27 protein-coding genes are annotated in these 24438 nt (G+C 51.2%); 19 read left to right on the top strand and 8 right to left on the bottom strand.

Annotated elements, in window-relative coordinates:
- The first annotated feature begins 22 nt into the window (after positions 1–22).
- The 11 genes from ABFD83_06135 (at position 23) to ABFD83_06085 (ending at position 9890) form a co-directional block, all read left to right on the top strand.
- Positions 23–241 carry a type II toxin-antitoxin system HicB family antitoxin gene (locus ABFD83_06135; protein MEN6356648.1) on the top strand — a complete coding sequence of 73 codons (219 nt, stop codon included), beginning with the start codon at positions 23–25 and terminating at the stop codon, positions 239–241.
- 3 nt (positions 242–244) lie between these two features.
- Positions 245–658: a hypothetical protein gene (locus ABFD83_06130; GenBank protein ID MEN6356647.1), complete on the top strand. Its 414-nt coding sequence runs from the start codon at positions 245–247 to the stop codon at positions 656–658.
- A gap of 74 nt (positions 659–732) precedes the next feature.
- On the top strand, positions 733–2805 hold the full coding sequence (nuoL, locus tag ABFD83_06125) for an NADH-quinone oxidoreductase subunit L (GenBank protein ID MEN6356646.1): 2073 nt from the start codon (positions 733–735) through the stop codon (positions 2803–2805).
- Entirely contained in the window at positions 2772–4310 is a 1539-nt protein-coding gene (locus ABFD83_06120) for an NADH-quinone oxidoreductase subunit M (protein ID MEN6356645.1), read from the top strand. The genes nuoL and ABFD83_06120 overlap by 34 nt, the downstream gene beginning before the upstream one ends.
- Positions 4311–4337: 27 nt before the next feature.
- On the top strand, positions 4338–4640 hold the full coding sequence (locus tag ABFD83_06115) for a nucleotidyltransferase family protein (protein MEN6356644.1): 303 nt from the start codon (positions 4338–4340) through the stop codon (positions 4638–4640).
- Entirely contained in the window at positions 4630–4974 is a 345-nt protein-coding gene (locus ABFD83_06110) for a HepT-like ribonuclease domain-containing protein (GenBank protein MEN6356643.1), read from the top strand. The genes ABFD83_06115 and ABFD83_06110 overlap by 11 nt, the downstream gene beginning before the upstream one ends.
- Positions 4975–4985: 11 nt before the next feature.
- Entirely contained in the window at positions 4986–6638 is a 1653-nt protein-coding gene (locus ABFD83_06105) for an NADH-quinone oxidoreductase subunit N (protein MEN6356642.1), read from the top strand.
- A 341-nt stretch (positions 6639–6979) separates the two neighbouring features.
- Positions 6980–7621 (top strand): hypothetical protein, encoded by a 642-nt coding sequence (locus tag ABFD83_06100; GenBank protein MEN6356641.1) that lies wholly within the window; start codon positions 6980–6982, stop codon positions 7619–7621.
- A complete protein-coding gene (locus tag ABFD83_06095; protein ID MEN6356640.1) occupies positions 7618–8364 on the top strand; it encodes a type II secretion system protein in 747 nt (248 codons plus the stop codon). Before ABFD83_06100 ends, ABFD83_06095 begins: the two co-directional genes overlap by 4 nt.
- 117 nt (positions 8365–8481) lie before the next feature.
- Positions 8482–9324: a fumarate hydratase gene (locus ABFD83_06090; GenBank protein MEN6356639.1), complete on the top strand. Its 843-nt coding sequence runs from the start codon at positions 8482–8484 to the stop codon at positions 9322–9324.
- Positions 9324–9890 (top strand): Fe-S-containing hydro-lyase, encoded by a 567-nt coding sequence (locus ABFD83_06085; protein ID MEN6356638.1) that lies wholly within the window; start codon positions 9324–9326, stop codon positions 9888–9890. Before ABFD83_06090 ends, ABFD83_06085 begins: the two co-directional genes overlap by 1 nt.
- A 24-nt stretch (positions 9891–9914) precedes the next feature.
- Here the strand turns inward: ABFD83_06085 and gmhB are convergent, their stop codons facing one another.
- The 3 genes from gmhB to ABFD83_06070 form a co-directional block, all read right to left on the bottom strand.
- Positions 9915–10457 (bottom strand): D-glycero-beta-D-manno-heptose 1,7-bisphosphate 7-phosphatase, encoded by a 543-nt coding sequence (gene gmhB / locus ABFD83_06080; GenBank protein ID MEN6356637.1) that lies wholly within the window; start codon positions 10455–10457, stop codon positions 9915–9917.
- 109 nt (positions 10458–10566) lie between these two features.
- The gene (locus ABFD83_06075) at positions 10567–11127 is read right to left on the bottom strand and encodes an SIS domain-containing protein (GenBank protein MEN6356636.1); all 561 of its coding nucleotides are present in this window, start codon (positions 11125–11127) and stop codon (positions 10567–10569) included.
- A 9-nt stretch (positions 11128–11136) separates the two neighbouring features.
- Positions 11137–12114, bottom strand: a complete 978-nt coding sequence (locus ABFD83_06070; protein MEN6356635.1) for a GHMP kinase — start codon at positions 12112–12114, stop codon at positions 11137–11139.
- A 173-nt stretch (positions 12115–12287) separates the two neighbouring features.
- Between ABFD83_06070 and ABFD83_06065 the strand changes: the two genes are divergently transcribed.
- The 7 genes from ABFD83_06065 (at position 12288) to ABFD83_06035 (ending at position 19771) form a co-directional block, all read left to right on the top strand.
- Positions 12288–14657 carry a DNA translocase FtsK 4TM domain-containing protein gene (locus ABFD83_06065; protein MEN6356634.1) on the top strand — a complete coding sequence of 790 codons (2370 nt, stop codon included), beginning with the start codon at positions 12288–12290 and terminating at the stop codon, positions 14655–14657.
- Positions 14658–15151: 494 nt separating this feature from the next.
- The gene (locus ABFD83_06060) at positions 15152–15520 is read left to right on the top strand and encodes a helix-turn-helix transcriptional regulator (GenBank protein MEN6356633.1); all 369 of its coding nucleotides are present in this window, start codon (positions 15152–15154) and stop codon (positions 15518–15520) included.
- A 124-nt stretch (positions 15521–15644) separates the two neighbouring features.
- Complete coding sequence (locus ABFD83_06055; GenBank protein ID MEN6356632.1) at positions 15645–15950, top strand: hypothetical protein; 306 nt, start codon at positions 15645–15647, stop codon at positions 15948–15950.
- Positions 15951–15963: 13 nt separating this feature from the next.
- On the top strand, positions 15964–17280 hold the full coding sequence (rimO, locus tag ABFD83_06050) for a 30S ribosomal protein S12 methylthiotransferase RimO (protein ID MEN6356631.1): 1317 nt from the start codon (positions 15964–15966) through the stop codon (positions 17278–17280).
- Positions 17277–17567 (top strand): nucleotidyltransferase family protein, encoded by a 291-nt coding sequence (locus ABFD83_06045; GenBank protein ID MEN6356630.1) that lies wholly within the window; start codon positions 17277–17279, stop codon positions 17565–17567. The genes rimO and ABFD83_06045 overlap by 4 nt, the downstream gene beginning before the upstream one ends.
- The gene (locus ABFD83_06040; GenBank protein ID MEN6356629.1) at positions 17564–17896 is read left to right on the top strand and encodes a DUF86 domain-containing protein; all 333 of its coding nucleotides are present in this window, start codon (positions 17564–17566) and stop codon (positions 17894–17896) included. Before ABFD83_06045 ends, ABFD83_06040 begins: the two co-directional genes overlap by 4 nt.
- Positions 17897–17938: 42 nt before the next feature.
- Positions 17939–19771 (top strand): hypothetical protein, encoded by a 1833-nt coding sequence (locus tag ABFD83_06035; GenBank protein ID MEN6356628.1) that lies wholly within the window; start codon positions 17939–17941, stop codon positions 19769–19771.
- Positions 19772–19865: 94 nt separating this feature from the next.
- On the opposite strand, the gene ABFD83_06030 is transcribed toward ABFD83_06035, so the two are convergent.
- From ABFD83_06030 to dmpI, 5 genes are all read right to left on the bottom strand, one after another.
- Positions 19866–20288, bottom strand: coding sequence for a hypothetical protein (locus ABFD83_06030; GenBank protein ID MEN6356627.1), 423 nt, complete (start codon positions 20286–20288; stop codon positions 19866–19868).
- A 2-nt stretch (positions 20289–20290) separates the two neighbouring features.
- Entirely contained in the window at positions 20291–20521 is a 231-nt protein-coding gene (locus tag ABFD83_06025) for a hypothetical protein (GenBank protein ID MEN6356626.1), read from the bottom strand.
- A gap of 454 nt (positions 20522–20975) precedes the next feature.
- Positions 20976–21587 (bottom strand): BglII/BstYI family type II restriction endonuclease, encoded by a 612-nt coding sequence (locus ABFD83_06020; GenBank protein ID MEN6356625.1) that lies wholly within the window; start codon positions 21585–21587, stop codon positions 20976–20978.
- Positions 21584–22450 (bottom strand): site-specific DNA-methyltransferase, encoded by an 867-nt coding sequence (locus ABFD83_06015; protein MEN6356624.1) that lies wholly within the window; start codon positions 22448–22450, stop codon positions 21584–21586. Before ABFD83_06015 ends, ABFD83_06020 begins: the two co-directional genes overlap by 4 nt.
- A 342-nt stretch (positions 22451–22792) precedes the next feature.
- On the bottom strand, positions 22793–22978 hold the full coding sequence (dmpI, locus tag ABFD83_06010) for a 4-oxalocrotonate tautomerase DmpI (protein MEN6356623.1): 186 nt from the start codon (positions 22976–22978) through the stop codon (positions 22793–22795).
- A 443-nt stretch (positions 22979–23421) separates the two neighbouring features.
- Between dmpI and ABFD83_06005 the strand changes: the two genes are divergently transcribed.
- Positions 23422–24258, top strand: coding sequence for an RNA methyltransferase (locus tag ABFD83_06005; protein MEN6356622.1), 837 nt, complete (start codon positions 23422–23424; stop codon positions 24256–24258).
- The last annotated feature ends 180 nt before the right edge of the window (positions 24259–24438 follow it).

The following is a 24438-nucleotide window of genomic DNA, read 5'->3' as shown; positions in this document are numbered from 1 at the left end:
GCGAAAACGCGAAAGTCATGATATGAAAGATTATCATATAAACATTTTCTATAGTGAAGAGGATGACGGTTATATCGCCGATATTCCTGATCTTCGGGCATGTTCGGCTTTCGGTAAGACCCCTGAAGAGGCCCTGGCGGAAGTGCAAACAGCCAAGGATGCCTGGATGGAAGCAGCACGCGCTAAGAGCAAGCCAATACCGAGGCCGAAGTATCGTCCTGCAATTTACAAGGTGGCGTGAGCTATGCAAAACTCGGCACTTACAGTTATTGGGAGTGTCCTTGTCGGTGTTGCCGTTCCAACCATAACGTACTATCTGACCAGGAAGAAAGAGATCGAAGCTGACTGGCGTAAACGCAAGCTGGAGCATTACACGGAGCTTTTCTCTGCAATATCTGGCCTTGCTGTTGATAATCAAGATGTCGAAGCGACCATCAGGCTGTCACATGCAGTAAATACTATTGGGCTGGTTGCACCACAGTACGTTGTTGATGCATTAATGGGATATTATTTTAAGGCTAATACATCTGAGCATGACCTTATGCTAAATCGCCTTATATTGGCTGTGAGAAAAGACATTGGAGTCAAGAACGATAACTCGGACACATTTTGTTTTCGTCTTGTTGGAAATATAAAGTCCAAGCAGAAAGTGCATTGACTTAACTTTATGAATAACTCAAAACTCATAACTCATAACTCAAAACACGCAACTCGAAAACCGGAGCGCAGCGCATGATTGAATACACATGGCTGATACCCGTATTGCCGGTTGTCGCCTTCGCGCTCATTCTTACGTTCGGCAAAAAGCTTCCCGGCCAGGGTGCGTATGTCGCAATCGCAGGCATGCTCGCATCTTTCGTGATGGCTGTTATGGTGGCTGCGAAGTGGCTGCTGGGCGGAGTGCATGACGGCCCGCTGAGCGTGACCATCCCCTGGATGCCCGCCGGTAATATAAATATCGACATGGGTTTTTCCGTGGACGCGCTCACATGTGTGATGCTGCTGGTCGTGACGGTTGTCGCCTCGATGGTAATGATCTATTCCATCGGCTATATGCACGGCGACAAGCGCTACCCGCGATATTTCGCGTATGTCTCGCTCTTCTCGGCTGCGATGCTCACGCTCGTGATCGCAAATAATATCCTGCTGATGTTTATGGCGTGGGAGCTTGTCGGTCTGACGAGTTATCTGCTGATCGGGTTCTGGTTCGAGAAACCCTCGGCCATGCGCGCTGCCAAGAAGGCTTTCTTGGTCACCAGGGTCGGCGATGTCGGGTTTATGGCGGGCATGATGCTGCTCTTTATCAAGACCGGCTCGTTCAATCTCTTCGGCTCAAACGGAGTCTTTGAGAACCTGGATAAGCTCAAGGTTCTGGTTCATATCGGACCATGGATGATTCCTCTTGCAGGTCTTGCGGGGCTGCTGCTCTTCTGCGGAGCAGTGGGCAAATCGGCGCAGTTCCCATTGCATGTGTGGCTGCCGGACGCCATGGAGGGCCCGACACCGGTCTCAGCCCTGATCCACGCCGCCACGATGGTTGCGGCGGGCGTATACCTGGTCGCCAGGATGTATCCGGTATATCTTACCGACACCAGCGGAATTGCGCTGCACACAGTCGCATATATCGGGGCGTTTACTGCCCTCTTTGCTGCATCTATAGGCATAGCTCAAAACGACATCAAGAAGGTCCTTGCCTACTCTACGGTGAGCCAGCTCGGATATATGATAATGGCTCTGGGCGTGTTCGGCTATGTCGCCGCGATCTTCCATTTGATGACGCATGCTTTCTTCAAGGCGCAGCTCTTCCTCGGCTCAGGCAGTGTGATCCACGGCACGGGCACGCAGGATATGCGCGAGATGGGCGGCCTCAAAAAGAAGATGCCCTGGACTTACTGGACGTTCCTAATCGCGACCCTGTCTCTTTGCGGAATACCGTTTGTGACAGCCGGAGGCTGGAGCAAGGAAGAGATATTAACAGTCGCATTCCATACCAATAAGATCGTGTTCTGGGCGGGCGCACTGGGAGCATTTGTAACAAGCTTTTATATGTTCCGCCTTATCTATATGACTTTCCACGGTGAGCCTAAAAACCACGAGATACATGCGCACGAAAGCCCCAAGGTGATGCTCGTGCCTCTGGTGATCCTGGCGACTCTGGCGGTTTTCGCCGGATATGTAGGCACACCGTTTAAGAACGCTTTTGAGCACTCCATGATGCCGGTCCTCGGCCATCATTATGAGACTGTTCTCGAAAGCGCACTGGAAGGCGCTCATATGACGAGCGGTTTCTTTACTCCGGTCTTTTTGATCGGAACATGCGCCGCTCTGCTGGGGATACTGCTTGCCACCATGATCTGGAAGTGGCATGTCATCAAGATTGAAAAGCTGGAGCCTGCATTCGGCTGGCTCGCTAAGATAGTTGCCAACAAATACTACATCGACGAGATATATCACGCCACGATCATTCGTGGGATTATGCTTGTCGCGGCTTTCCTGTTCTGGTTCGATAAGTGGATAATCGACTACGTAATAGTAAACGGCGTCGGCTATCTCTCGCTTGTCGTATCCAGTGTCTGGAACTGGTGCGATAAGAATATCGTGGACGGCCTGGTCAACCTGACGGGCTGGATAACAGGCACACTCGGGCGCGGGCTGCGCTACATTCAGACCGGCGTCGCAGAGCAGTATGTCTTTCTATTGGTTGTATCGATCGCGCTGATGAGCGTGGTTGCTTTGGTTGCGGCCGTATTCGGCCATCACTCGGAGGTATCATGGGTTCCACCAATCACTGGATTCTTCCATTAATTACATTTCTGCCGCTAGTTGGAGCGGTGCTCATAATGTTTATTCCCAAGGAGAAGCCCAACGCGATCAAGGGGCTGTCGATCCTGATCAGTATTATTCCTCTGATCATGTCGGTCTGGCTCTGGTTTGCGTACAAGCACAGCGGGATGCAGTTCCCGAACGGGTTACAGTTCGGCATTAACGTGCCGTGGATATCGAGCATCGGCGTGAACTTTGCGATGGGTGTGGACGGTCTGAGTGTGCCTCTCATATTCCTGACGACTCTGCTGACGACCCTGAGCCTTATCTATTCGCACTTCATCGAGGTCCGTCCCAAGGAATATTTCTGGATGTTCCTGCTCCTTGAGACGGGTATGCTGGGTGTCTTTACGTCGATGGACTTCGTGCTCTTCTTTGTGTTTTGGGAAGTCTCGCTGGTCCCGATGTATTTCCTGATCGGCATATGGGGCGGCCCGCACAGAGAATACGCCGCTATCAAGTTCTTCTTATACACGATGGTCGGCAGTATGGCTATGCTCCTTTCGATCCTGGCGATGTATTTCCATACGAGCGCGCCGGGCGGTGGCCACACGTTCAGCATGCTGGCGATGGCTCAGCAGGCAATGGCAAATGGCGACGCGGTGCCGGTAGGTATGGCCGCGCTGGTATTCTGGGGGCTGTTCCTCGGTTTTGCCGTAAAGGTCCCGATGTTCCCGTTCCATACATGGCTGCCGGATGCTCACGTTGAGGCTCCGACTGCAGGTTCGGTTATCCTTGCCGGTGTCCTGCTTAAGATGGGAACTTACGGTTTTATTAGAGTTATGCTTCCTATGATGCCAGGGCAGTTCGCTCGTTTTTGGTGGGTAATAGCAGTTTTGTCGGTCATCGGGATTATCTACGGCGCATTTGTAGCCATGGCTCAGAAAGACCTCAAGAAGCTGATCGCTTACTCGTCCGTAAGCCATATGGGTTACGTGACATTGGGCTGCGCTGTTGCGGCGAGCGGACTGGGGACTTTCGTCACAAGACAGTCCGCGTTAAACGGCGCTCAGATGCAAAACTTCAGCCACGGTTTGATAACGGGCGCACTCTTCCTTCTGGTGGGTGTCGTCTATGAGCGCGCGCACACCAGGGATCTGGGCGCATTCGGGGGTTTGGGCGCTAAAGTGCCCATATATGCCGGAATGCTTTCGTTCTGCAGCTTTGCGTCACTCGGCTTGCCGGGTATGACGGGCTTCATCGCCGAACTCTCGGTCCTCACCGGCGCATACGCAGCCAGTCCACTGCTGGCGGGGCTTGCACTGATCGGAATTGTAGTGACGGCGGCATATATGCTCTGGATGCTCCAGCGAGTGCTGCTTGGCCCGCTCAATCCGAAGTGGGACAAGATGCCGGACGCGGACGGCCGCGAGATCGTAAGCGTGGCTCCTCTGATGGCCTTAACACTCTTCTTCGGTGTAATTCCAGGCCCGGTGATGGCGTTCTTCAGCAATGCGTCTAGGGCCATTATAGGTGTGCTGCATTAAGTGTTAGGGTTACACGGAGCAACCAAAATGGATCAATTCCAAATAAGTATACCGATAGAAGCCATAAAAGAACTGTGCAAGAAATACCGGGTCAAAGAGCTTGCGCTATTCGGGTCAGTTTTGCGTGAGGATTTCAGGCCCGACAGTGATATTGATGTTTTAGTCGAGTTTGAATCGGACGCGCATATCGGTTTTCTTGGAATGGCTGCGCTTGCCCGTGAATTATCTGGTCTTCTTGATCGTAATGTTGACCTTGTTCCAAAAGGTGGTCTTAAGAGGAGAATTAGAAAACCTGTCTTGGATAGTTCCATGGTGATATATGCGGCGTGATGAACTGCTTTATCTTCAGGATATTGTTGAGGCTGCAGATGATATAGCCGATTTTATTGCCGGATTGCAGCCGGAGACTTTCGCAAGCAGCAATTTGGTGCAAAGCGCTGTTCTTCAGAAGCTTCTTGTGATTGGCGAAGCTGCTGCGCATGTTTCTCAGCAGACTAGTGAATGCCATTCGAAAATAGAATGGAGTGACATAGTGGCATTTAGAAATTTTGCAGTTCACGCGTATTTTGCGGTCGATTGGGATCGTGTTTGGGATGCGGCTACAATGGATGCCCCACTTTTGCGTAATCAGATACAACAAATAATTAATGAAAGCTCTTTATAACTGATAACGTTATGCAAATAGGCAATATAATACTAATATCACCAGCCATATGGCTCACCGCCTCAGCAATTATCGTGTTGCTGCTGGGTGTTTTCGCGTCCAAGCGGCCCGATAAGGGTCTGGACCACTGGTTTCCGACTCAGTATGCGGCTCCGGTGCTTACCTTTTTCGGTCTGGTACTTTCGGGTGCAGTGATCTGGTTTTCGCTGGGGCTTGTCAGTAAGACATCGCAGGGAGCGATCAACGGCGTCCTTACTGATTTTCCCGCAGTGGGGCTGTTTGTGACTGCCGGCGGTCATGCCCAGCTTACAGTCGATCCGTTTGCTGCGATACTCTCGTTCGTGGCTATAGCTGGGACTCTGATCGTAATGCTGATCTCACTCGGCCACTTCGGTGAGCACCAGATACACAAGGCCGAATACTACTCGCTACTGATGTTCGCCACAGTCGCCGTGTGCCTCGCTGCTGCGGCTTCCGATCTAATCGCGATATATCTTAGTATCGAGTTCTTGAGCTTGTCGAGTTATGTGCTGGCAGCGTTTGCCAAGTCGGACAGGCGCTCAGCCGAAGCCGGGCTCAAGTATTTCCTGTATGGCGCGGCGTGCTCGGCTATAATGCTCTACGGAATGTCTATCCTGTTTGGTATAACAGGCGGCAACACTTCTCTGAGCGCGATAGCGGCAGGCTTTTCTTCCGACAAGGTGGCCTTTACAGGCGCGGGCTGGGTAGCTGTCATGTTCACCCTTGTGGGCATGGGGTTCAAGCTTGCTCTGGTGCCGTTCCACTTCTGGGCCCCCGACACTTATGAAGGCGCGCCTACTCCGGTCACTGCGTTTCTCTCAGTTGTAAGCAAGTCCGCAGGGTTGGCTGTGATTATACGCTTCATTACAGTGGTTGCAACCCCGTCGAATCCGATTTCATTGAGTTGGTATTGGATTCTGGTAGTGCTCACGACTTTGAGCATGTTCTACGGCAACCTGGTAGCCATCTGGCAGCGCAATATCAAGCGAATGCTGGCGTATTCGAGCATTGCCCAGGTCGGGTATATGATGGTCGGCGTGCTGGCCGCCATGCATACATTTAACCGGGGCGGATCGGCTCTTGGTGTGCCGAATGCATCCGTGCGAGCGGATGTGATAGGCGGTTCGCCTATGGATATACAGGGTGTGCTGATATATGTAATGGCATATCTGTTCATGAACCTTGGCGCATTCGCGGTAGTGGTTGCTGTAGGCAAGCGCCTGCGTTCTGACGCGATTGAAAGCTATGCCGGTCTGATGAAACATGCGCCTTTTTATGCATCGGCTTTGGCAATATTTCTGGTATCGCTTGCGGGCGTGCCGCCCACGGCAGGCTTCCTCGGCAAGCTCTTTGTATTTGGAAGCGCGATCAATGTCGGCAGCCCCGAGATGATTGTCCTGGCGATTTTGGGCGTTGTCAATAGCGTCATTTCAGCGTATTATTACCTGAATGTGGTGCGGCTGATGTTCTTTATGCCTGCCAAGGAAGAGATCAAGATTGTGGGTGGTTCGGCTGTTAATGCGGCTATTGTGATAATGCTTATTCTGACGCTCACTCTGGCCATATTTGCTAAACCGGTATCGGATATTACGGCAAATGCCGTTTATGCTCATAACGTGGTTCACATCTTATCGAGCCCCTAGTAGGGGCAGCCTACTTGTTTCGATTAGGAAACGTCTGGATGTGAACCTCTCTGTTGGGGCAGATTTGCAATCTGGCCCCTTTGGGGCAATCTCGGGATTTGAGATACCGTTAACCACTAAGCCTGCACATAAGTGTTAGGTAGTGGCATCAGAGATGCCATTTGGCCCTTTTCGGCGCAGATTTTAAATCTGCCCGAACAAAGCGGAGACACATTTCTTAAGATGCGTTCGCCCTGGGGTTGCCTACTTGTTTCAATTAGGAAAACGTCTGGGTGTGAACTGTTTGTTTGTCATCCGTACACAGACGTTTTATTAGAAGTTAGAAAAACGGAAAGACTGCAATGGGAGAAATAACACAACAAGAAGCAATTAACGTATGGAAAGTAGCGCAGGAGAGGGTTAAGGACAAAGTCATCGCCCCGACGTTGTACATAGCGCTGGAGAAGGCGGTCGGCATAACAGTCGAGGACGGCCAGTTTATACTGGGGTTCAGCAACGCCGATGCTCCGATGGCCGGTCACCTTCGCAGTGCGCAGTATCTTGCTATAATCGAGCAGTCGATAAGCGAGGTATTGAAGAAGAAAGTCCGCCTTAAGACCATTGACGGCACCACTCTTGCGGACTATGAGAATCAGAAAAGACTTTACCAGGCGCGCGAAGCCACCGCCGAGACAGTCAGCGCTCAGCATGCTCGGGATCGCCAGATAGCTCAGGCCTGGGAAGAAGTCACCGAGAAGATCACCAGAGGATACGCCAAACTCCAGCAGAGGCAGTTCGCGCAAAACCGCGCCAAGTTCATCAGATGGGGGCTTGGAATAGTCCATGAGGCCGTAGTAAAGTTCAATTATACCGATGAATCAGATGATGCGCACAAGCGCGCACTTGCCAGAATGTTCGAGAAGTTCGCGACTTCAATTAACATATCCAGCACATGGCTTGCCTATGAGTACTTCAGACTTCGCGAAGAAGGCAAGTTCAAGTGAGAAGATTACGTGGCTTTTCGCTCATCGAGCTGCTTGTCGTTATAGGCGTCATTGCAGTTCTTGCGGCGATCATGGCTCCGGTCTGTGTCAATGCAAAGAAATCAGCGGTGCGCTCGGCATGCCAGTCAAATTTGTCCCAGATAGGCCGGGCGTTTAATGCTTACCTGTCTGATTACGATAGCTCCTATCCAAACACCGACAATCAGTATCTGTGGTCGGGCTATTACTGGCGTGAGACAATGCGCCGGTATGTAGGCATAAGCAGGGCTGCCGGTTCGGAAGGGACCAGGCAGATGATCCTTGCCTGCCCCGCCGACCCGACTCCATCAGGCATATACGCGGGTACGTCATACGCTTATTCGGCTGCATTTTATATGACTCCAGAGCAGGTCGATTCGGTGGCAGATGGGAATTATCTGCGCACCAAATACAGCGCCACAAATCCGAAGCTGCCCTGTTCGACTATTAAGGCATCGCTGGTCAAGTTTGCCTCCAAGAAGATCATGGTGGCCGAGTATTGGACACTGCACAGTGCAAATACCAAAGTCGGCTGGTATGACGGCCCCGAATCGGGAAACGACCCCTGGAGCGGTGCGCGCAACTCTCTGTTTGCGGACAATCACGTCAAATTCGTGCCGACTAAGCAGATACATCCGGCGCAGAGCCCCCTGGTTTCCAGACCTCGCTCTCTGCCTGATATCAACCTGACAAGAAACGGCGTTTATGGGAAAGATATAGACTGATTGTATTGTAGGGTCGAAGCATTTGCCCTCAAATGATGCAAAGCGCAAAATAATCAGCCTGTGTGCTAATGCGGTCTTTCTATGGAATTTTGCCGCAAATGCTTCGACCGATGGCTTATGAAAGAAATTAACGCGCAAGAGATAACTAAACAAGTCAAGGAAGCCTGTATCGAGGCATGTTTTGTCCTGCCGGACGATGTTCTCGACTCGCTGAAGCACGCCTGGGATATAGAAGAATCTCCTGCCGGCAAGACTGTAATCGATGAGATTGTCGAAAACGCTGAGATCGCCAGAACCGAGCGCGTTCCGATCTGTCAGGACACTGGCCTCACGCTTGTTTTTGTTGAGCTGGGGCAGGATGCGCATATAGTCGGCGGCTATATGTATGACGCCATAAACGAAGGTGTGCGCCGGGGTTATGAAGAGGGCTATCTGCGCAAGTCGATTGTCCGTCATCCTCTGGACCGGGTCAATACTTCCGACAACACCCCCGCAGTTATCCATACTCAGATAGTTCCCGGCGATGGCCTGCGCATCATAATAGCCCCCAAGGGCGGCGGAAGCGAGAACATGAGCATTGCGCGAGTGCTCAAGCCTGCCGAGGGACTCAACGGCGTCAGAAAATTCGTGGTCGATACTGTCCGCAGCGCGGGATCGAGTCCCTGTCCGCCAATTATTGTCGGCGTCGGCCTCGGCGGCACAATTGAGAAAGCTGCACTGCTCTCAAAAAAAGCCATCCTGCGCAAAGTAGGTGAGCCGAGTCAAAACCCGATAGACGCCGGGATCGAGAGTGATCTGCTTGAGGCTGTTAATCGAACAGGTGTGGGACCGTCCGGCCTGGGCGGCAGAGTGACTGCTCTGGCTGTGCATGTAGAGTCTTACCCATGCCATATAGCCAGCCTGCCTGTTGCTATTACGATCCAGTGCCACGCCGCGCGGCACAAGGAGATTGTGCTCTGATGAACGCAATCCGCCTGACGACACCTCTGACAGACGATGTAATCGAGCAGCTCCATGCAGGCGATCATGTTCTCCTCTCGGGCACCGTCTACACCGCGCGCGATGCAGCCCATGCCCGCCTTATTGAGCTTCTTAGGCAGGGTAAGCCTTTGCCGTTCGATATAAAAGACCAGGTCATATACTATGTCGGACCGACACCGGCCAAGCCCGGCCATGTAATCGGTTCGGCTGGGCCAACCACATCCGGCAGAATGGACTCATTTACTCCCGAACTCCTCAAGGCTGGCCTCAAAGGGATGATCGGCAAGGGCCAGCGAGATCAGAGCGTTATCGATGCAATCGCGGCAAATAAAGCCGTCTACTTCGCCGCGACAGGCGGAGCAGCAGCAATGCTTGCAAAGCGTGTGGTTTCATGTGAGGTTATCGCTTACGAAGACCTCGGCTGCGAAGCCATACGCAAGCTGGAAGTGAAGGACCTGCCCCTGATCGTAATCAACGACTGCCATGGCCGTGATTTTTACCGTGAGAACCAGGAGAGATACGCAAAATCTTTTCTGGGCGATTGACCTAGCGCAGCGAGGAATCCGCTTTTATACATTCAACCCAATCACATAATTGACTGCATCGCCAAGGTTGTTCGCTATGTAGTCCGGTTGGCAAGCGAGCTTTTTGGCGGACTCCACAGTGTTCATTCCGCTCAGTACCAATATAGTTCGGCACCCAGCAGCCTTGCCTGCCCCGATGTCCTTTTCGCTGTCGCCGATCATAAATGATTTTTTGAGGTCGATATTGTAGTCTGACGCGGCGGCCATCAGCATGCCTGCATTAGGTTTCCTGCATGCGCATTTCTCGGAGGCCATGTGTTTGCAGTAAGAAAAGCTGGTTATCCTGCCGCCTGCGGCCTCGACCTGCCTGGTTATCTCGGTCTGTATGGCAGCAAGATCGTCTTCCCGGATCAGACCCTTCGCCACTCCCTGCTGGTTTGATATTATATGCACTTCAAAACCGGCATCATTGAGTTTTTTAATAGCTTCAGGCGCGAATGGAAAGACCTTTAGTTCATCGAGGTTCTTGACGTAATCGTCCCTGTCTTCGTTTATTACCCCGTCCCTGTCCAGAAAAACAACCTTCATAAATTCTCTCAACAACCTCATAGTAGCTCCCTCTCCTGGGGGAGAGGGTTGGGGTGAGGGCGCCACACAGCACTAATTAACCCCACGACCAAATATAAAATACAAAATACTAAATCGAAAGCTCATGCATCATGCATGTGAATATCATATGCCCGATAATGAGGTGAACGTCTTCAATGCGCTGCATGTTGTCGCTGTTTACTATAATCGACTTCTGTGCTGTCTGTGCGAGCTTGCCACCGGAGAACCCGGTCCATCCAAATGTGATCGCGCCCATTTCATTTGCTTTTTCGACTGCCTTTATCACATTTGGTGAGTTTCCACTTCCGCTGATAGCTATCACCACGTCGCCCGGGTCGAGGAAGCTGTCCAATTGCTCGGCAAATATGCAATCGTAGCCATTGTCATTAGCCCATGCGCATATAAGAGGCGTGCAGTCCGTGAGTGAGATGACCTTAAACCGTCTACCAGTGCACTCTTTAATTCCTTTTTGCAGGTCTTCTGCCACATGACTTGCTGTCGCGGCGCTGCCGCCGTTGCCGAGTATGAAAACCTGCCTGCCCTCGGCATAAGCATTCTTAAGAGTATCGATAACATCCCGGATAGAATCTTCCGGCAGATCATAGATAGCTTTATTTACCAGGTCCAGATAGTCGGTTATCGCGGACATTTCATGCTCCTATCTTTTAACGTTGAAGATGACTTTTGACCCGTCGCGGGACAAGTTTATCGGCAGTTCACGCAGATGAGCAAGTTTTTTGCGCACTGCTGCCCGGTTTTCAGGCGGAGCGCACACCAGGAAGAATCCGCCTCCCCCCGCTCCGGTTATTTTGCCGCCCAGGGCGCCCGCCGACATTGCAAAGTCATAGAATTCGTCAATCTGAGGATTGGATACCCCTGTTGCGAGCTGCTTCTTTTTTATCCATCCGTCGCGCAGCGTCTGTCCAAGTGATGCTATAGCTCCATGTTTGAGATGTCTGGCAAGGTCATCAGCCTGATCTCTCATTTGCGTAAGCAGAGCCATCTTGTTTACTATATTACTCTTCTGCTCAGTCAATACGTCCGATGATTTCCTGGTGGTTCCGGTATAGAAGAGCAGCAGGCTCTCGCACAGGCGCTGACGCGTGCCTTCATCCAAGTCTATGCCGGTCACTTCTACTTCTTCTTTCGGGTAGAACTTGAAATGTCTCAGCCCGCCGTATGCGGCTATATACTGGTCCTGCTTGCCTATCGGCTTGCCGAGGATATTGATCTCAATCTCGCATGCCTGTCGCGCAAGAGTTTCGGCAGTCACTGTCTCGCCCTTGTATGCATACAGCGCATTTAGCAGTCCGACGGTTACCGTGCTTGACGAGCCCAGCCCCGAGCCTTCGGACGGGATATCGGCCATCGTCGCGACCTCGATCCCGCTGTTTACCCCCACCATTTTCATGGTTTCGCGGACCAGTTCGTGCTGTATCTCGCTTACATCGCCGACCATCTCGGTGCGCGTATAACCTACACGGATCAGATCGTCAAATCTCTCTTTAACTATAACATAGATATATTTGTCTATTGCAGTAGAGACGATTGATCCGTATTCTTTGTCATAGAAGCCTTTGAAATCGGTTCCGCCACCCGCAAAACTGATCCTTAGGGGCGTTTGAGTGATAATCACGTCCGCAAACCTCCTGTTCCCTAGGCATTTTACCATACGTAGAGGCACTCTCTCAAGCAAAAGTCTCTTCTGCGCTTGTGTTGTTTGACCACGGCGGCGCTGATTGCGTATAATACTCTGGGTTTTAAGCGGTGCCATGCCGCATTAAGGACACCGGAAAGGCACACTTTACAGTGCGGAAAACACGATCCAGCCCGACACGCAGGCGGACAACCAAACGAGCCACCACCAGAAAGACGGTCAAGAGACAGAGCAACCCGATAGTATTGTTCGACGTATTCGGGTTTGCTCTTATCGTGCTCGGCATTGCCACGCTTGTGGCACTCTGTACCGAAAACTCCAGCGGTATATTCGGGCTGTATATCACCGCCGCGCTCAAGGTGACCGTCGGTCTGGGCGCATACTTGATACCTTTGCTGCTGATACTCTTGGGAGCAATGCTTATAGCTGGCCCACTGGAACTTATTCCGCGAAGAGTCATTATCGGCAGTTCTACTATCTTTCTTGTAATAATTGCGTGGGCTTCTCTTAGCACACTCATCGAATACAGCAGGCACCCGTTTACTAACTTTATGCATGTGCTTTGGGGCGGGTATCTGGGTGATTTGCTTGCGGTTGTGCTGCGCAAGTTCACAGGAAATATAATCAGCTATATATTCCTGGTTTTCTTTGCGATAGCTGCGGTGATGTTCATCGTGGATATCCCGCTTTCAAACCTGCTGGAGAGATTGCAGCAGGCGTATCTTGACTATAAAGAAGCAGCCGCAGAGAAAGCTGCCGCCAAGCCGGTCAAGGTGGACGCCAAGGATACCCAAGTTGTTTCCGAGAGCCGAAAGAGGACACTGTCGAGCATTTTCGGCAAGGGCAATGACAAGGAAGAAGCCGCGGCAGGCGCAGTAGTTAACGAGCCTGATCATATTCCGGTCAAGATAAACGGCTCCCTGTTCAATCAGGACCGCTCTACCAAGAACGGCGGATCGCACAAACCGCCGCCGACACCTGTGCCGGAGCCGGTCGAGTACGGTGAGTTTCAACTACCTCCGACCACCCTTTTAGTGGAACCTCCACCTCCGCCGCCGAGGGTCGAAAGTGAGCTTAAAGCTAATATAGAGATAATCGAGCGCACACTCGAAGAGTTTAAGGTGCAGGCAAACGTAGTCGAGATCGCATGCGGACCGACAGTCGCCCGATATGAGATCCGCCTTGCGCCCGGTATAAAAGTAAACAAGATCGTAGGCCTGGCCGATAACCTGGCAATGCAGCTTGCGGCAATTGATGTCCGCGTCGAGGCTCCCATTCCGGGCAAAGCTGCAATCGGCGTCGAGGTCCCGAACAAGAACCGGGGCATGGTCGTGCTTCGAGATATTGTCGAGAGCAAGGCATTTCGCGATGCTCCAGGTAAACTCACCTTCGCTCTGGGTAAAGATGTCGCAGGTCACCCGAGAGTCGCCGATCTGACTAAGATGCCGCACATGCTCATCGGCGGCGCGACCAACGCCGGTAAGAGCGTTGGTTTGAGCACTCTGATCGCCAGCCTGCTCTTCAGAGCCACTCCTGACGAGCTTAAACTGGTCCTTATCGACCCGAAGCGTGTGGAGTTGAGCCTCTTTGACGGCATCCCGCACCTCGCTTGCCCTGTCGTAAAAGATGTAAAGCAGGCGGCTGGGATATTCAGAGCAGTGGTGCAGGAAATGGAGAGGCGCTACGAGGTTTTTTCCCGAAACGGTTCGCGCAATCTCGAGTCATACAACGAGAAGATGAACCAGGAGGAGCGCCTGCCGTATATGGTTGTTGTGGTCGATGAACTCGCCGACCTGATGATGCAGGCCGCCGCTGAGGTCGAGGGCTCTATAACCCGCATCGCCCAACTCGCACGCGCGACCGGCATACATTTGGTGATCGCGACGCAGCGCCCGTCAGTGGATGTCATCACGGGCATTATCAAGGCGAATATCTCGTCCAGGGTCGCATTTGCAGTGTCGAGCCATCACGACAGCCGCACCATTCTCGATCAGAAGGGCGCAGAGAGGCTGATCGGACGCGGCGACATGCTGTTTTTGCCGATAGACGCATCCAAGCCGACCAGAATCCAGGGCTGCTTCGTCTCGGATAAGGAAATAGACGCCCTCTGCGGTTTCCTCAAGGCTCAGCGTAAGCCTAACTATACTCTGCAGCCTGCGATGGGACCGTCCGGCGCAGGCGGCAGCGGCGGTGATGGCGACGACTCGTTCAGCGACGAGTTCTTTGAGCCGTCCGTAAGGTTTATTGTCAACACAGGATACTGCTCGACTTCTATGCTTCAGCGCAAGTTCAAGATAGGCTACACACGCGCGGCGAGGATAGTGGATGTAATGGAGCAGCAGGGGATAGTTGGCCCGCTCGACGGAGCCAAGCCTCGCCAGGTGCTTGTCACCAAGGCCGATCTGGAGTCTCTCCTCGGCGGCCCGATAGGCATGCGCAGCGACGACATATCGGAAGATGACGAGTATGATGAAGACGTTCCTCCGGCGGAGATAATCGAGCCGGATGAAGAAGAAGACTGAGGAAGTAAAAATTGCTGTGAAAATATTGTTGACAATATCGCTCTACTAGGGTAAGATGACTGTGTAAACATATAGGTTTACAATGACTGTGAAACTGGAACAAATAGTGTTGCCGGAGGAACCTCTGGCTTCGAAATATGATTTCTATTTCGTCTGTGACAGCAATGGTGTGCCTGTTGCGGATTTTTTGGCATTGTTCCACAAGATGCCCGTGACGTTTTCTACGACCGGTTTCGGGTGCTTGCCATTCGCGGCAAAGATAACATGAACCCGAGTTCATTCAAGCGTTTGCATGGCTCGTTCAAGGACCTCTATGAGTTTAAGAACTCACTTGGTTATCGCCTTGCTTGCTTTTTTGATGGTAACAAATGCATTATTGCCGAATGTTGGAAAAAGACAAGCAGTGAAGCAAGCAACAAGGATAACCGGCATTACGAGAGAGCCGACAATTATAGATTAGCATGGTTGATAGACAGCAAAGAAAAAGGTGCAAAATGAGTATAGATCAGATCAATGAAGAGATCAGAAGTGCGCCGTCCCGTGCCAGTTATCAAGTGGCAAAGACCATCGGCAGACTGACCGACTGCATATATGATATTATGCAGGAGCAAGGGCTAAACAACTCTCAGTTGGCTCAGAAGCTGGGAAGGTCTCGCGCTTGGGTAGGAAAAATGCTGAGCGGGGATCATAATATGACTATCAAAACAGCCGTGACTGTATTTCATGAGTTGGGGCACACTTTAGACTTTGCTGTTAGTCCCAAGCCCGAATACGATCTCACTAGAATCAATGAGAGAATAATGGTCGCAGGTCAAGAATACGAGGAAATGCTTGGAAAAGATGAATACCTCACAGCAGCATAAAAAGACACGGGGATATAAGCTTTCACCGGATGACTATAGGAGAATCCTTTCAACTATCAAGCTTCGCAGTTTGGAGCTTGAGTCCTGTAGGATGAATAGGCCGTCACACTATCCACATGGAGAGTTGATCAAAGCAGTATATGGGGAAGAAGCTACGTTACTTAATCCGAGCGACAATAGCTTTAATGCATTACACAGTTATAAGCTTACGGGTCTGCTTGATGGCGATAAGGTAATATTTGAGCTGGAAGCTTCCTATCTTCTTTCATTCAGTTCAAAAGAGCTTGTTGGTAATGAATTTTTCGATATATTCAAAGATATGAATTTGGCGGTACATACCTGGCCGTTCTTCCGTGAATTCGTGAGTTCGATGACAGCCAGGACCAACTTGCCTGTGTTAACTCTGCCGCTACGCATCACAGGTCAGTAAGGAATTAAGTGATTTGGCAAAAGTAAGTTTAGTAAGTCTCGGCTGCCCTAAGAATCTGGTAGATTCTGAGGGAGCGCTTGGGGAGGTTGCCCAGGCAGGGCATGAAATAATAATCGATCAGGGCCGCGCGGACGTGATAATGGTCAATACCTGCGGCTTTATCGAGAGCGCTCGCGAGGAGTCTATTGAGGCGATCCTGGATGCGTTGGAGTATAAAGATTCGGGTGTCTGCAAGGCCGTCATAGTGATGGGCTGCCTTTCGCAGAGATACGCGTCGGAGCTTGCCGCACAGATGCCGGAGGTCGACGCGTTTCTCGGGGTAAGCCATGCGGGAAAGATTGTCGAGACAATAGAGAGAGCGCTTGCAGGCAAAAAGCTGGTGGATGAGTCCGAGCCGACGAGCCAGTGGTGCGAGCATACGCCAAGGGTGCAGTCGACCCCGCCGTGGACGGCATATCTTAAAGTTTCGGACGGCTGCGACAACCGCTGCGCATACTGCGCCATCCCGGATATACGGGGTAGTTTTCGCAGCAGGCCGGAGCAGTATATAATAGAAGAAGCAAACAGGCTGGCGCAAAACGGCGTTAAGGAAGTCGTGCTCGTCGGCCAGGATTTAACGCAGTATGGCGCAGATATGGGCAAACCCAACTCTCTGCCCGGTCTGCTTGAACAATTAAATAATGTGGACGGCCTGCACTGGGTGCGCCTGCTCTACTGTTACCCGACCAAGGTGACGCCTGAGCTGATCGAGACAATTGCGTCGTGCGAAAAGGTGGTCAAATATATGGACATGCCTCTCCAGCATGGCGACGACGGCATCCTTCGCGCGATGAACCGCAGGGGCAGCGTCGAGCAGTATCTGAAAGTAATCGACCAATTACGGGAAAGAATTCCCGATATGGCTCTGCGGAGCACATTTATAGCCGGATTCCCCGGCGAGACCGACGAGGCCTTCGAGAGTCTGATAGAGTTTGTAAAAAGAATTCAGTTCGACAGAGTGGGTGTCTTTGCTTACTCGCGCGAAGAGGGCACTCCTGCCTACTCGATGAAGCCTAGGGTGGGCCGGAAAGTGGCGGCTGCCCGGGTCAAGCGTCTGATGGAGCTGCAGCAGGACATATCATTTGAAAAGAACCACTCATTTATCGGCAAGAAGCTGGAAGTCCTGATCGAAGGCAGGACGGACGAGGGAGCCTTCGGACGAAGTTACCGTGATGCGCCCGAGATCGACGGCCTGGTATATATTCGCGGCGGGTCCGCTCAGCCGGGCGAGTTTATAAACGTAGAGATAACTGAAGCAAGTGAATATGACCTTGTTGGGTTGGAAAAATGATTTCTGATAAAGAGATAGAAGCCAGACGTGATGATATTCTGCGGGCTGCAGCAGCGCACGGAGCCAGCAATGTTCGCATATTCGGTTCGGTTGCAAAAGGTGAAGCCGGGCCTGAGAGTGACGTTGACGTGCTTGTTGACCTAGAGCCAGACAGGAGCCTTTTCGACCTGGGCGGCCTGCTTATCGACTTGCAAGAGATCCTAGGTCGCAGGGTAGATGTCGTGACTGAGGGTTCTCTTCACTGGTACATTCGTGACCGTGTCTTGCAAGAGGCCGTAGCCTTATGAAAGACGATCGGCTGTATCTGATTCACATCAGTGAGTGCATAAGCCGCATAGAAGATTATGTGTCGGGTGGGCGAGATGAGTTTTTGGGTTCACCCCTCATACAAGATGCTGTTATTCGTAATCTTCAGACTATGGCTGAGTCCACCCAGCGGTTGTCCGACAGATTGAAATTGAGATACACTGAAATTGACTGGAGACGGATATCCGGGTTTCGCAACGTAATAGTGCATGATTATCTCGGAATAGACATACCCTATGTGTGGCAGATCATTGAGAAAGAACTGCCCTCTCTCAAGCATACTATCAAGACTATGCTTGACGAGAATTAGTTTTTGTGAAGTTGTGACTTACATAAGACGGAGGAAATGATAGTGAACGAATCAGCAACCACGCTGAATAAAGCGGATATTGCGCGGGAGAGCGCCAGGCGTTTTCTCGCGGACAAGGCCTATCTAAGCCTGCTCGGTAAGAGCCAGGCCGGTAAGCTCAGGCAGGTTATGAAAGGAGTCGAGGTCGAGGGTGTGACCATGCGCCTTATGCGCGACGTAATGGCTCAGAGCAGCCGCTTCGAGACGGTTGACAGGCGGTGGGCGGCGGCATCGCGTTACGGCGACGTGCACAGACCCTTCGAGCGAGTCCTTGCTGAGGTCGTGCAGTCCGCCGGAGTGCCGGTCTCGCTGGAGGTCCTGGCACAGGAGCTTTCCCAGATCTACAGCCAGTCGGCTGAGCACTATGAGCAGGCTCTGCCCAGGATACTCACGGACAAGGAGAAGTTTTTTGCGGCAGGAGACAACAAATACGGCCTGGCGTCATGGCTGCTGAATGTCACATCCGATGATGAGGACGACGTGGTCTTTGACAGCTTTCTCTCTCAGGAGCAGGTGGATCACTTTACCGAGCTGTGCCCGGCGGCGAAATGGGACATAGACAAGCTCGCCGATGCTGCCGCTGCGATTGCCAAAGACTGCAAGGAACCGGTCCCGTTCAAGATAATGGCGCTGCTTGCCTGGCGCGAGCTTGCCGAGGACTTTGACGCGGTAGACTTCTACTGCGCGGTGCTCGCCGATGAACGGGTGCTGGTCCTTTCGGATCAGAAAATATACCCTGCGTCGGCTGAAAAGGACTTTACCAAGACCCTGGCCGAGGTTGCCGAGGAGCTCTCCAAACTGCCTATGGAGGCTGAAGAGGAAGAGGCCGAGGGCCCTGTCAGTGTTACCGACACCGACAAAGAAGAGGTCATCGCTATGATCATCAAGAACGGCAGCGCCTCAGCCGAGGAACTGCTGGATGCGGTCCTGGAAGTCGGACCGGAGGATTCTGCCTATGCAGGCGCTCTGGAGAGCCTCAAAGATGCCCTTAAGGACGAGGAGCGGATCATGTGGCTCGGCGGCACACGCTGGGGCAAGGTCGAGGTCTTCCCGGACGAGGTCAAGGAAGTTCCGACCTCACTGGTTGTGCCTGCTTCGGTGCCGTTTGAGACCCCCGAAGGCGACGTATATGACCAGATGCTGGAAGAGGACGGCTTCGACGGCAACCTGAAATCGGCTATTTACGACCCTCTGGTCGAGGACGTGACCGATGAGGACCCGGCTCGCACGATGTATCAGCCCAGCGGTGAGTCTCAGAGATGCGTGCTCAAATATCATCACAAGATCGCGGGGACATTCCCGCTCTGCCAGATCAACCCGGACTTCTTCGGCACTGAGCCTGAGATCATCCCCATCGTGCTGATCGACGAGGGCAAGCGCAAAACCTGCTATGTGAACAACACGACCCGCCTGATCTACGGACTCAAGGATTTCTACAAAGAGATCACTGAGGTCTCAGGCGCTGTCTTTACTATCGAAAAGACTGCCAAGCCGGGCGAATACCGCTTCAGACGCCAGGAAGAGTCCGACACGGTGCTGGGAATAGACACCAACCGCTCCTTGGAACTGCTTGACCTGAAGGCAAGGTTCGAGAGCACAGACATGCCCGTCTTCGACGTGATAGTCGAGATACTCGGCAAGCAGGGGATGGACTTCCCGCGCCTGGTCAACGAGGTCAACATAGTGAAACGGTGCTCGAGGCTCCTGGTCGCGTCGATCCTGAGCTCATATCACGCCTTCCACACCCGCGGCAAGTCGGACCAGTGGCTCTATGACGAGAAAAAGGCCAGCCAAGGCTTCAACAAGACAAAGAAGAAATACATCAAAAAGGACTAAACAGCCGGATAGGCCGGTATTATTGCGACTGGGTTGGGGCGGGGAGCCTTGACCCAGTTTTTGCATTTAGGCCAAAACGAACTGAGCTTGAAATCTAAAAAATTGAGCGTGGGGAGTTCGTTTTGGCTGTTTTTTTATGCAATGCTGCTTTTTTCCTCTCCAGAGCCGCGATTGCACGGTATAGATGGACATCGATTGAGCGCTCATAGCGGGCTATGCGCTCATATGACGCGGTGGGCCGGAGCGGGTCGATCTGGCGGCACATCACACGGTTTTCCATTGCTCGCGCGCGCTCCAGCCTGCACAGGCAGTCGGCGACACGCTTGACCAGTTCTTCTTCCAACGCATCCTCGGGTTGATAGTGAAGACGCATGCGCTCATGAATCTCGCAGGAGTTGACGTAAAGCTCTTCGGCAAGCCTTTCCAGGGCATGTGCGGACTGGGCGGTGAGGCCGTGTTTCATAGCATTAAGAGAGCTTCTCTTCTTTCCCTCTTCTGTTCTTGGTCCTGTGGCCATATTTAGTCCTCCTCATCATCCATTTCTGCGCGTTTGATAATCTCGGCAAGAGCTTCTGACGGATCGACCTCGGGCGCCGGCAGGGTGAGCTGGGTCTTGATGATACCGGCTACGATTTCGGCTGCGACCTCTACCTCGGACTGGGCGAGCAGGCTGGGGAAATCGTCGATCACCTGGGCAAGGACACGGGTGCATTTGCGCGCGATTTTTTGGTGCTGAGATGGGTTTAGCATGGGTTCCTCCTTTTCAAATTGGTTAATGGTTGACAGTTGACGGTCTAAAGCCGCGGAGGGCTGATTACGTCTGCTTTTTGTGGTGGAAGTGGTTGAGGAAAAAGTACTCTCATAATTATAAGACGACAAGTCGGCCAAAATGTGGTTAACGGACCATGGTATTTTGGTTAAATGTTGTTCACTGGTTGTGAATGGATGGTGGGTGTTCGGTGTTGGGTGATGGAATTTGACGGGTTGGTGCGTTCGGAGGTTTCGGCAGCGGGGTTGGCGGATGTTGCAGAATAGTACGTCATTGACTGCTGCACGAAGCAACGAACGGCTGAGCAATCAGAAAGCTCAACGTAAGTTCGCGCAGCTATTCACCTGCGTCATATAGAGCAAGCTGCGGGAATTAACGATTGACTTGGATTTCGAGGTTATCTGGCTAGCGGCATTCCCGCAGCATAAAAAATTACTATTGTGCAATGCCTAGCATAACGAGAGGTACAGCAGGAACACCACGTCCTTGTCGGATAAGGTTATATAGCTCACCTTCATAGTATGCAACGCCAGACGACATTTCAGATTGAAGCTCTTTCATTGGCAATATTTCGATTCCTACATCTATTAAATCGCCAACAAAGAATGCCATGTGCTTGACGAAAAGATCATACGCTACAAAAGCATATTTACCAAACTGCACCTCTACAGCGATCCTGTCTTTAACGAAATCAGTTTGATTATACGAGAAAATTGGCTTACCGCCTGCATTGATAATGGCTTGCCTTTGCTCATCCGCATTAAGCCCCATCGTTTTTCTGATCAACTGCTGATCTGAGGTTACCCAATATGAAGTTCGAGATTCAAGCCATTGAAAGCTGTTCAAAGCCTTTGCGAAACAACGATTCATATCAACAGGACTGTAGAGTAACTTGCCTGCCATTGTGCGTTCTTTTGATACTTTTGTACGGCAAGACTCGCATTCGATAGAAGTGATCACCGTTTCTAGTTCAGACCAAATGTTGGGTTTATGCACCAATATATGCTCATAGCCATTTAGGTGCGAATACATTTCTACGATTCTCATATTTGACCACCACCCGGTAAATTCGGATCATAAATGGGTTTTCCCATCGGGCGCGTCCGGAGTGTTCCTTCTAATAAGTCGTCCACACGTTGCTTGGCTATATCCACATATTCTTGCACGTTATCACAGCCATACCCAACTCTATTATGCATCACTGCTGCAACGATAGATGAACCAACGCCCATATATGGATCAAATATTGCATCGCCTTCATTAGTCATGGACAAGACTAAGCGTTCAATGAGCTCAACAGGAAATTGACAAGGGTGGATTGTTTTCTCCACATGATTAGCCTTAACATTTGGGATTATCCATACATCTCCAGGATTTTTACCAAGTGGATTACACGACAATTTACCGGCATTAGGTCCCTTGAAATATTTTTTGCTTGGATATTTTGATGGAACTCTTATAGGATCTAGGTTGAATGTATAATCATCACCTTTGGTAAACCAGAGTATTGTTTCATAGCGACCAGACAATCTCTTAGAACAATGTAGCCCATGTTCAAAATGCCAGATAATTCTATTCCTGAGAACGAGACCGTGATTCTTGAACAGCGGGTAAAGAATAATATCTAAAGGAACAACTTCACCATTTGAGGCAATATGGTTTCCTACTTGCCAACAGATTGAACCTTGGGGATGCATAATCCGTACACATTCTGATATTACCCGTGCTTGTGAGGCAAGATAATTGTCTAAACTCTTCTTTTTCTCATATGCTTTACCAATATTGTAAGGTGGAGAAGTAACGATAAGTTTCATGCTCTCGTTTGCTACGAATCGCATAAACTCAAGGTTATCTGAACACTCAATAACGAACTTAGGCTGTTCGTAGAGTTTTATAAGCCACTGCTCCATAAGCCCCTCCACAAGAGAGTATATCACATCACAAATGTGGCTGCACGCTTTTTCTGATATAGAAATTTCAGTTCAAAACTAACCTTGATTAACCATTATAGTCTACGATAATCACCAGTAGCTCTTGCGAGGAATCAATGATACAATCTGCGCCTAAGCTTCCAGAATACCTCACGATCACCAACATAGATTGCATTGATTGGGAACCTCAGTCACTTGTGGTTAGTTAGTGCGTTCGGCGGCTTCGGCAGTGGGGCTTGTGGATGCCGAAAGACAGTGCGCTAATGAAGCAACGAAATATATTAGGGCATGTGGCGATTATGAAACCGCCACACATAATAACTACTGTTTATCCGCCAGAAGAACTCCGCCTACGCCGATATTCTCACGATCATATTCGCGGATCAGCACCACAAACGCCTCTTTGCGGATACCGGTCACCTTTGCGGCGGTTTCGGTAAACTCCTGGGCTAATTGAGCCTTTTGCTCTTTTGTTAGGGCCTTACCATTAAATGTGATTACGGGCATTTTTGTCTCCCTCTCTTTGGATCAAGCGCTCACGTTATTATATCACTCAGGGCGCAAGATAGAGTTTGCAACTATTACCAGCTTGACTGGGAATCCAGAAACCTGCACTCCGACTAAAGACGGGTCTCTGGATTTCGCGGGAACGACGCAGGTTTGTTCAGCCTTAATAAGGGATGTATGCTAATCACCCAGGGCGAACGCACGAATGAACGTTTTATGACGATGTTCAAATACATCACTCGTATGATGGGTAAGGATCTCCGAATCCTTACCCGAGAACCAGTGCCGGATCTCCGAATTCGGCTATTCCAGCAAGGGTTACGGGGTTCGGAGACCCCAATTCGGCATTAAGGTGACGATTCGGAGATCGTCACCTATCAGGCGTTCACATTTTTGTAACTCGTGCGTTAGGCCCGGCCAATCACCTGATGCGGCTTGACATTATGCTTGATGCAAAGCTAGACTACCTACAAATGTATAAGATATCAGGACAAAAAGACCCCATCATAAAACTGCTGCGCGAACTGGTCGGCGAGGATGGACGCAGGCGCCATGCCCTCTTCTTTGCAGAGGGGGAGGAACTGGTCAGACGGGCTTTTGACTATGGCGGGCGAGTCGAATCCGTAATATTCGCCGATAAATACTCGGCAACCCCCGACTCTCAAGCTCTGATCGAGAGAGCGGCTGCAGCCGGTGTGGATTCGTATCAGTGCACTGAGGGTCTGCTGGCGAAAATTCTCGACGCAAAGCCCACACCCGAGTGTCTTGCAATCGTTGAGAGAAGGGTGGTCGGGCTGACGGATGTGTTTGCAGGCGAGCGCCCGCTGGTCCAGATGGTAGAAAACTGCGAGAATGCCGACAACCTGGGCATGCTGCTTCGCTCGACAGATGCTGCAGGCATAAGCGGAGTCATTCTTGCAGCCGATACTACCGACCCCTTCAGCCGCCGGGTGGTTCGCGGTTCCAGGGGGGCGGTTTTTACCGTGCCGCTTTGTGTTCATCACAACTCAGAAAAGATTATTGAGCATGCCCATGAGCGCGGGCTACAGGTGATCGGGACCTCGGCGAATACGGATACGCCGTATACGTCTGTCGATTTTACAAAGCCCACGGTGATAGTGGTAGGTAATGAGCATACCGGCATATCCGATACGGTCCGCCGGATGGCTGATGCAGTGGTGCGAATTCCTATGATGGGCAAGATCAATTCGCTCAATATTGCAGTCGCGGCGAGCGTTGTGATGTATGAGGCTGTGAGGCAGAGAAATTCAGCGCAATAGTGATATAACTCTCCTCTACGAGTCGAGAAGCGGCTCGGGCGGAGGCTGAGTTAGTAAGTGCTCAGACTCTATGAGTATTTTTGCTGCTGCACATTATGCGACGAAGAAACTCGAAGATTTCACAAGTTTGATGCATGATTTTTGGATGTGGTTGTGTAATTAGACCATGTGGACAAATAT

The sequence above is a fragment of the Armatimonadota bacterium genome (assembly GCA_039679645.1).
GTDB lineage: Bacteria > Armatimonadota > UBA5829 > UBA5829 > UBA5829 > UBA5829.
The sequence above is the reverse complement of the archived record's forward strand: the minus strand, read 5'-3'. Positions and strand labels throughout refer to the sequence as shown.